Origin of the sequence: Frateuria defendens (genome assembly GCF_001182895.1) — a bacterium.
In the GTDB taxonomy this organism is placed as follows: domain Bacteria; phylum Pseudomonadota; class Gammaproteobacteria; order Xanthomonadales; family Rhodanobacteraceae; genus Frateuria_B; species Frateuria_B defendens.
In genome coordinates, this window is sequence record NZ_LFQR01000134.1 from 23626 (window position 1) to 31406 (window position 7781).

Here is a 7781-nt window from a genome sequence, read left to right on the forward strand (position 1 = left end):
ACAGGCGGCGAGGCGGAGCAGGTGACGCCGCCGCCGCGGCGTCGGGGTTGGCTGATCCTGTGACAAGGACGGGCTCTCCATATGGCGTGGATCGACATTTGGATCGATCCATTAGATCGATCCAAATGTGCGACCTAGAAAAAGCGACCAGATCCGCCCTGACGGCCTCGATCGCTTGACGTGGGTGTTCCAGATGGGCGCCTGCGCTTTCGCGGCGGCGCGATCCGCTCAGAACGAGGGCATGCGATCCAGCGGCGGCGGCTCGGCAACCCAGTAGTTGGGGCCGTTGTGCGCGTAGGTCGGGATGACCATGCCGTCGCGCGAGGGCTGGTACATCAGCGCGCGCTCGTAGGCATACACCGTGGCGCCGGTGCCCGGCTCGATCACGCCGCTGTACCAGGCGCCGACGATGGCCATCAGCGGCGCGTGCAGCGGCTGGCCCTTGAGCGCCTGTTCCAGCGCCTCGACCGTGGTGTGGCCGTGCTGTGCGGCGTAGTCGCCGAGCGCCTTCACCGTGGCCGGGAAGGTGGCGTCGCGCTGCGTCATCGCCTGGTACAGGCGGGTGCCGAGGGTGAGGTCGAGGTTCTCGTGGCCGGTGAGCAGGCGCGAGAGCTTGTGGAAGGCGTCGAGCTCGGCCTCGTTCGGCGCCACGATGGCCGGGGCGGTCGCCTGCTGTGCGCGCAGGCCGGCGGAAGCCAGCGCCAGCCCGGCCACGGCGGTGCCGGAATGGCGCAGCAGCCGCCTCCGGGCCAAGCCCTTGGCGCTGATGCCGTCGGGTTCGGGTTGCGGATGGAGTTCGTCCACGTGGGGAGTCCTTCTGGGATGGATGCAGGCGGCCCGAAGGCCGCCTCCTGCGGTAGTCATCACTGCGACAAGCTGCCGCGCGTCAAATTGACCGCCGGGATCGTACACCTTTGGACACGATGTGCAACCGCAACATTTCGCGGCGCGGGAGGCCATTACGTCGCCGGTGCATCCAGACATCCCCTTCTGCCGATGCGATGACGCAGCGCAGCATGCGCAAGCCGTTGTCCGCGAAAGCCGTCGCCATGATCCGACGCCTTGGCGCGAAGCTCTCCGGCGGGGCCGCAGGGCGCCTCACCGACGTTCCGCCATGGACACGCAGGCAGCATGCACCGATCATTGCCCGCTTGAGCCGGCCTCGCGCCAGCGCATCGCGTCCGCGGCGGACGCGCCGGCTCGCGCCTGGCGGAAGGCCTTTCGACGACGGCGCGGGAGGCTTCCCCGCCCCCACGAACCCACGGCACCTCAAGCACGATGCAGAACACCATGCCCGACCAAGCGAGCGCGGACTACCGGGACCACACGCCGCTGATGCGGCAATACCTCACCGCGAAGGCCGCGCACCCCGAGGTGCTGCTGTTCTTCCGCATGGGCGATTTCTACGAGCTGTTCTACGACGACGCCCGCAAGGCGGCGCGGCTGCTCGACATCACGCTGACCCAGCGCGGCCAGTCCGCCGGCCAGCCGATCCCCATGGCGGGCGTGCCCTACCACGCGGTGGAGAACTACCTGGCGCGCCTCGTGCGCCTGGGCGAGTCGGTGGCGATCTGCGAGCAGATCGGCGACCCGGCACTGGCCAAGGGCATCGTCGAGCGCAAGGTGGTGCGCATCGTCACCCCCGGCACGGTGACCGACGCGGCCCTGCTGGAAGAGCGCCGTGACAACCTACTGCTGGCCATCGCCGCCGGCGCGCACGGCGCCTACGGCCTGGCCTGGGTGGACCTCGCCAGCGGCCGCTTCCTGCTCAGCGAAGTGCCCAACGCCGAGGCATTGGCGGCGGAACTCGCGCGCCTGCAGCCGGCCGAGACGCTGGTGGACGAGAGCGTGGCCTGGCCCAAGCTGGTGGCCGCCCTGCCCGGCCTGCGCAAGCGCCCGCCATGGCATTTCGACGGCGACGCCGCGCGGCGCGAGCTCAACCGCTTCTTCGGCACGCGCGACCTCTCCGGCTTCGGCGTGGACAAGCTGCCGCTGGCCATCGCCGCCGCCGGCAGCCTGCTCGGCTACGTGGAGGAGACGCAGAAGAGCGCGCTACCGCACCTCTCCGGCATGGCGGTGGAAAGCGCGAGCGAGACCATCGCGCTGGACGCCGCCACCCGCCGCAACCTGGAACTGGACATGCACCCGAGCGGGCGCACCGAGCACACCCTGCTCGGCGTGCTCGACGAATCGGTGACGCCGATGGGCGCGCGAGCGCTGCGCCGCTGGCTCAACCGCCCGCTGCGCGCGCGCGGGCTGCTGCGCCGGCGCCACCAGGCGCTCGGCACGCTGATCGACGGCCGCCGCTACGAGGGCCTGCGCGAGCTGCTGCGCGGCATCGGCGACCTGGAGCGCATCCTCGCCCGCGTGGCGCTGCGCTCGGCGCGCCCGCGCGACCTCTCCACCCTGCGCGACGGCCTCGCCGCCGCGCCCGCGCTGCGCGGGGCGGTTCCCAGTGCGCTCTTCCCTGAGCGCGAGAATCAAGAAGAGGTCATCCCTGGCCGCACTCATCGAACAGCCTCGCCGCTGCTGCACGAACTCGTGCAGCGCATCGGCGACCACGCCGACACCGCCGCCCTGCTCGCAGCCGCCGTGGTGCCGCAGCCGCCGGTCCTCCAGCGCGACGGCGGCGTGATCGCCGACGGCTACGACGCGGAGCTGGACGAACTGCGCCGCCTCTCCACCCACGCCGACCAGTACCTGGTGGAGCTGGAGGAACGCGAGAAGGAAGCCTCCGGCATCCCCACCCTCAAGGTGGGCTACAACCGCGTGCACGGCTACTACATCGAGATCAGCAAGGCGCAGTCGGACAAGGCGCCCACGCACTACACGCGCCGCCAGACCACCAAGAACGCCGAGCGCTACATCACCGAGGAGCTGAAGGCCTTCGAAGACAAGGTGCTCTCGGCCAGGGAGCGCTCGCTGATGCGCGAGCGCGCGCTGTACGAGGCGCTGCTCGACACGCTCACCGAGCGGCTGGAGCCGCTGAAATCCGCCGCCGCCGCGATGGCCGAGCTGGACGTGCTGGCGACCCTCGCCGAACGCGCCGAGACGCTGGACTGGAGCGCGCCCGAACTCACCGACGCGCCCGGCATCCTGATCGAGCGCGGCCGCCACCCGGTGGTGGAGAAGGTGCGCGAGGAACCGTTCGAGCCCAACGACCTCAAGCTCGACGACGCGCGCCGCATGCTGGTGATCACCGGCCCGAACATGGGCGGCAAGTCCACCTACATGCGCCAGAACGCACTGATCGTGCTGCTCGCCCACATCGGCAGCTACGTGCCGGCCTCGCGCGCGGCGATCGGCCCCATCGACCGCGTGTTCACCCGCATCGGCGCGGGCGACGACCTCTCGCGCGGCCAGTCCACCTTCATGGTGGAGATGAGCGAGACGGCCAACATCCTGCACAACGCCACCGAGCACAGCCTGGTGCTGATGGACGAAGTGGGCCGCGGCACCAGCACCTACGACGGCCTCGCCCTCGCCCGCGCCGCCGCCGTGCACCTGGCCGCGCGCAGCCGCGCCTTCACCCTGTTCGCCACCCACTACTTCGAGCTGACGGAGCTTGCCGGCGAATATGCGGGCATCGCCAACGTGCACCTGGACGCCGTCGAATACGGCGAGCAACTGGTCTTCATGCATGCGGTGAAGGAAGGCCCCGCCAACCGCAGCTTCGGCCTGCAGGTGGCCGCGCTGGCCGGCCTGCCCAAGCCGGTGCTGGCCGACGCGCGGCGCACGCTGGCGGAACTGGAGCGCGGCATGCACGCCCAGGTCGCGCGGGCCGAGGCCGCGCCCGCCTCGCCGCAACTGGGCCTGTTCGCGCCGCCGGCGCCGTCGGCGGTGGAGAGCGCGCTGGAAGGCATCGACCCGGATGCGCTGTCGCCGCGCGAGGCGCTGGAGGCGTTGTACCGGTTGAAGGGGCTGGCATAGGCGTTGGAACGGGCTCGCGCGCGTCCGCAACCCGCGCGGGCCGACCGATAGTCGCCCCTTCATCCGATAGCTGCTCCTGCCCAGCGAAAAGCCGTACCCCTTCGCCTACGCCGCCGCCAACACCCGCTGCAACAGCGGCCACGCATCGCGCCGCTCGATCATGCTCACCGTGAAGCGCAGCATGGTCGACGGCGACTGGCTGGGCGAGAACAGGCTGCCGGGCGCGAGCAGCAGGCCCTGTTCGGCGGCGATACGGCTCACCGTCTCGGCATCGCGCCCGCAGTCGGCCCACACGAAGATGCCGGCATACGGCAGGTGCGGAATGCGCAGGCCCAGCCGCTGCAGCCCCTTGATGCAGCGCTGGCGCGCCTCGTCCACGCGCTGGCGCACGCGCGCCACGTGGCGCAGGTAGTGGCCGTCCTGCAGCAGCTTGTGCAGCACCCGCTCGCTCAGCTCGACGGTGGTGAGGCCGGTGAGCAGTTTCAGGTCGGTGAGGCGCCGGACCAGTTCGGGCCGCGCGGCGAGGTAGCCCACGCGCAGGCTGGCCGCCAGCGTCTTGGCGTAGCCGCCCACCAGCACCACGCGGTTCAGGCGGTCGAGCGTGGCCAGGCGGATCGCGCCGCCCGGGTGCAGGTCGGCATAGGTTTCGTCCTCCACCACCAGAAAGTCGTGGCGCTCGGCGATGCGCAGCACGTCGTAGGCTGCCGCCGCGCTCAAGGTGTGGCCGGTGGGGTTGTGCACCACGCTGTTGACCAGGAACAGCTTGGGCCGGTGCTGCGCGGCCAACTGCTCCAGCTTCGCGATGTCCGGCCCCTCCGGCCCGCGCGGCACGCCCAGCACGCGCACGCCGAAGGCGGCGAGGCGGCCGAAGATCAGGTACCAGGCCGGGTCCTCCACCAGCACCGTGTCGCCGGGCTCCACCAGCAGCCGCAGCAGCAGGTCCAGCCCATGCGTGACGCCGCTGGTGATCAGCAGGTTCTGCTCCGGGTCCGCCGCGATGCCTTCGGCCAGCAGCACCTGCGCCAACTGCTCGCGCAGCGCCGGGTAACCCTGCGGATGGCCATAGCCGAGAAACGACTCGCCGGCGCTGCGCCCCACCGCGCGCACCGCACCGGCCACCAGGTCCGGGTCCAGCCACGCCGCCGGCAGCAGGCCGGTGGCGCCCGAGGTGCCCGGCGTGGCGTCGTCGCGAAACATGCTGCGCAACAGCCAGGCGATGTCCACCTGCTCCGGCGAGGTCAGCCGCTCGGGCGTGGGCTGCGCGCCGCCCAGCCGCACGCGCCGCGCCTTGACGAAGAAACCCGCGCCGTGGCGCGGCTGCACCAGCCCGCGCGCCGCCAGCCGCTCGTAGGCCTCGACCACGGTGAAGCGGCTGACGCCGGCCTGCTGCGCCATCTGCCGCACCGACGGCAGCCGGCTGCCCGCCCGCAACGCCTGTTGCTCGATCCGCCGCGAGAGTTCGTCCACCAGTTGCTCGACCAGCCCGTGCGCGCCGCCGCGCACCGGGCGCCAGGGAGTGGAACCGGCGTCGCCCTCGTGCCGCCCGGCCGCCGCGGTGGCGCCATCTGTCGATGGCCCGGCATCTGCTGTCATGGTGATTCACCCGGATCAGTTTGGAAGTGACCGGACAAAGTGTACCGGTACTGTATCGGCCCCGCATCGTAGCCTGCTCGCCGTCCCCATCCGCCCGCGGCTGCCGCGTGGCCGCGCACGGGGCATACCACCGAAACGGAACACGCCGATGCAAGACGCCCTCTCGCCCATCATCCTGTCCTGGCCTGCCTGGCTCGGCCCGCTGGCCATGTTCGCCCTGGCCAGTTCGATCACGCCCGGCCCCAACAACACCATGCTGGCCGCCTCGGGCCTCAACTACGGCTTCCGCCGCACGGTGCCGCACATGCTCGGCGTTTCCGCCGGCTTCTCGCTGATGATCGTGCTGGTGGGGCTGGGGCTGGGCGGCCTGTTCGCGCGCTGGCCGTGGCTGTACACGCTGCTCAAGTACGCCGGCGCGCTGTACCTGCTGTACCTGGCCTGGAAGATCGCCCGCGCCGGCGCGCCCGCCACGGGCACCTCGAAGGAGCGGCCGATCGGCCTGCTGCAGGCGATGGCCTTCCAGTGGGTGAATCCCAAGGCCTGGGTGATGGTGATCGGCGTGGTGGCGACCTACACGCCACGCCAGGGCTTCTTCGCCAACCTGCTGCTGGCCGCGCTGCTGTGCGCGTTCGTCAACCTGCCGAGCGTCGGCATCTGGGCCGGCTTCGGCAGCGTCATGCGCCGCTGGCTGCACGACGCGCGCGTGCTGCGCGGCTTCAACCTCGGCATGGCGCTGTTGCTGGTGCTGTCGCTCTATCCGCTGGTGGGCGAGTGGGTGCCGCTGAGCCGGTGACGCCGCGATCGCGGGCGCCGCGCGAGGACGCGGCACCCGCGACCGACGTGCGCTACGCCGGCGCAGCGACGCCGCTCACGCCGCTTCCGGCAAACGCTGCGGGAACGGCTCGCGCCACGCCGGCAGTTCCATCAGCCGCTCGTGCCAGCGCGCGATGTGGGTGAACCCCTGCACCGGCAGGTGCGCCTCCTTCGCCCACGGCAGCAGGGTGCCGGCGCCGAAATCGGCGATGCTCAGGCGGTCGCCCACGAGGTAGGGATGCCTGGCCAGGTGGACGTCGAGCACCGTGGCGAAGCGCTTGTAGAACTTGGTGGCCTCCTCCACGGCCGCCGGGTTCGGCTCGCCAAGGTTCAGGTGTGGCTTCACATGGTTCTCGAAATAGAGCGTGCCGCCGTGGCGCGAGAAATGCGCGATGTCCCACGACAGCCAGCGCAGCACCTCGACCTGCCGGGTGGGCTCGACGGGCCACAGGTCGGAGCCGGCCTGCACGGCGAGGTGCGCCATGATGGCGGTGCTCTCCCACAGCTTCAGGTCCCCGTCGACCAGCAGCGGCACCTTGCCGTTGGGATTGTCGGCCAGGAACTCGGGCTTGAACTGCTCGCCCTTGCCCAGGTCCACCCGGACGTACTCCACCGGCGAACCGAGGTATTTGGCCACCGCGCAGGTCTTGCGCGGGTTCATCGTCTCTGCGTAGTAGAGCTTCATGCCGTGCCTCCAAAGCGTGGGGTGGAAAGGCCGCCGCGGCCATCGGCAGCGGTGCGGCGGACAGTCTGGCGCCCCACACCATATGTTCAAGAACATATTCATCCGCGGCGCTAGGCTTGGGACTCGCCCCGCGGAGCCCACGCCATGCCCTACACCGTCGAGCACAAGCGGAAGACGCGCGAGCGCATCGTCGAATGCGCCCGCGAGCTGTTCAACCGGAAGGGTTTCGTCGAGGTGTCCATCGACGAGATCATGGCCCGCGCCGGCCTCACCCGCGGCGGCTTCTACAACCACTTCAAAGCCAAGGAGGACCTGTTCTTCGAGGCCATCGAGGCCTACCTCGATTTCGACCCGGGCGCGCGCTGGGACGGCGTGCCCTTCACCGCCTGCGCCAGCGGCAAGACCCACGCCCGCGAGATGGTCAACGCCTACCTGTCGCGGGCGCACCTGGACGACCTGGACGCGCATTGCCCGATGATCGCCCTGCCCTCCGACGTGGCCAGGGCGGGCCCGCGCGTCAAGGAGGCCTACCGCCATCTGCTGGAACGCATGGCCGGCATCCTCGCCGCTGGCCTGGCGGAGTCCGACCCCGAACAGGAGCGCCGGCGCGGCCTCGCCCTCGCCGCGCTGTGCGTGGGCGGCATGGTGCTGGCGCGCACTTTCGAGGATCAGGGCTTCAGGGAAGAAATCCGCGAGGCGGTGCGCAGCACGGCGCTGGAGATGGTCGGCTGAGGCGGCGCGTGCGGGGTGCGGGGTGCGG

6 protein-coding genes are annotated in these 7781 nt (G+C 70.9%); 3 read left to right on the forward strand and 3 right to left on the reverse strand.

The window, feature by feature from the left end; genetic code table 11:
• Nucleotides 1-228: 228 nt before the first annotated feature.
• Nucleotides 229-804, reverse strand: coding sequence for a sorbitol dehydrogenase family protein (locus ACH65_RS15760; RefSeq protein WP_049623573.1), 576 nt, complete (start codon nucleotides 802-804; stop codon nucleotides 229-231).
• A 486-nt stretch (nucleotides 805-1290) separates the two neighbouring features.
• On the opposite strand from ACH65_RS15760, the gene mutS reads away from it, so the two are divergent.
• Entirely contained in the window at nucleotides 1291-3930 is a 2640-nt protein-coding gene (gene mutS, locus ACH65_RS15765) for a DNA mismatch repair protein MutS (protein WP_082190365.1), read from the forward strand.
• Nucleotides 3931-4035: 105 nt separating this feature from the next.
• Here mutS and ACH65_RS15770 read toward each other — a convergent pair whose 3' ends face one another.
• A complete protein-coding gene (locus ACH65_RS15770) occupies nucleotides 4036-5523 on the reverse strand; it encodes an aminotransferase-like domain-containing protein (RefSeq protein ID WP_082190364.1) in 1488 nt (495 codons plus the stop codon).
• 148 nt (nucleotides 5524-5671) lie between these two features.
• Between ACH65_RS15770 and ACH65_RS15775 the strand changes: the two genes are divergently transcribed.
• Nucleotides 5672-6316 (forward strand): LysE family translocator, encoded by a 645-nt coding sequence (locus tag ACH65_RS15775; protein ID WP_049623575.1) that lies wholly within the window; start codon nucleotides 5672-5674, stop codon nucleotides 6314-6316.
• Between the two features lie 75 nt (nucleotides 6317-6391).
• Here the strand turns inward: ACH65_RS15775 and ACH65_RS15780 are convergent, their stop codons facing one another.
• Nucleotides 6392-7021 (reverse strand): glutathione S-transferase family protein, encoded by a 630-nt coding sequence (locus tag ACH65_RS15780; protein ID WP_049623576.1) that lies wholly within the window; start codon nucleotides 7019-7021, stop codon nucleotides 6392-6394.
• Between the two features lie 144 nt (nucleotides 7022-7165).
• Between ACH65_RS15780 and ACH65_RS15785 the strand changes: the two genes are divergently transcribed.
• The gene (locus tag ACH65_RS15785) at nucleotides 7166-7753 is read left to right on the forward strand and encodes a TetR/AcrR family transcriptional regulator (RefSeq protein WP_049623577.1); all 588 of its coding nucleotides are present in this window, start codon (nucleotides 7166-7168) and stop codon (nucleotides 7751-7753) included.
• Nucleotides 7754-7781 lie beyond the last annotated feature (28 nt).

Bases quoted from the DNA above. Each gene is read 5' to 3' on its own strand.
- mutS (WP_082190365.1), top strand. From the start codon at position 1,291: ATGCCCGACCAAGCGAGCGCGGACTACCGGGACCACACGCCGCTGATG.
- ACH65_RS15770 (WP_082190364.1), bottom strand. From the start codon at position 5,523: ATGACAGCAGATGCCGGGCCATCGACAGATGGCGCCACCGCGGCGGCC.
- ACH65_RS15775 (WP_049623575.1), top strand. From the start codon at position 5,672: ATGCAAGACGCCCTCTCGCCCATCATCCTGTCCTGGCCTGCCTGGCTC.
- ACH65_RS15780 (WP_049623576.1), bottom strand. From the start codon at position 7,021: ATGAAGCTCTACTACGCAGAGACGATGAACCCGCGCAAGACCTGCGCG.
- ACH65_RS15785 (WP_049623577.1), top strand. From the start codon at position 7,166: ATGCCCTACACCGTCGAGCACAAGCGGAAGACGCGCGAGCGCATCGTC.